The organism is Rhizobium sp. 01T444 (genome assembly GCF_056398305.1).
The window spans coordinates 1-522 of the sequence record NZ_JBFTPD010000409.1 but is presented as its reverse complement, the minus strand read 5'-3'; the positions used below and the strand labels follow the sequence as shown (position 1 = coordinate 522).

Genomic DNA, 522 nt, shown 5'->3' with positions numbered 1-522 from the left:
CTGCAGCACGTGCTGGTGATGTATGCCGGCGCGGTGGCCGTGCCCCTCATCGTCGGCCGCGCGCTCAAGCTGAGCCCGCAGGAGGTCGCGCTGCTGATCTCCGCCGACCTCTTCTGCTGCGGCGTCGCCACGCTGATCCAGTCGCTGGGCGCCACGCAGTGGTTCGGCATCCGGCTGCCGGTGATGATGGGCGTGACCTTCGCTTCGGTGGCGCCGATGGTCGCCATCGCCAATGCCAACCCCGGCCAGGCGGGAGCGCAGCTTCTCTTCGGCTCGATCATCGGCGCGGGCATCGTCTCGATGCTGATCGCGCCGATGGTCTCGCGCATGCTGCGCTTCTTTCCGCCGGTGGACACCGGCACCATCATCGCGGTGATCGGCATCAGCCTGATGCGCGTGGGCATCAACTGGATCTTCGGCAACCCGGTCGGGCCGACGGCGCCGGCGCTGGTCGATCCCGCCTACGCGAAATGGCTGGCCGACGTCACCTCGCCCGGCTCCCCGGTGCCGCCGATGCCCAAG

Annotated in this window: 1 protein-coding gene; it reads left to right on the top strand. The window is 69.3% G+C overall.

The features are described from left to right. Positions 1 to 522, top strand: a 522-nt coding sequence (locus tag AC1DTN_RS39200; RefSeq protein ID WP_477925648.1) for a solute carrier family 23 protein, incomplete at both ends; no start/stop codon positions are given.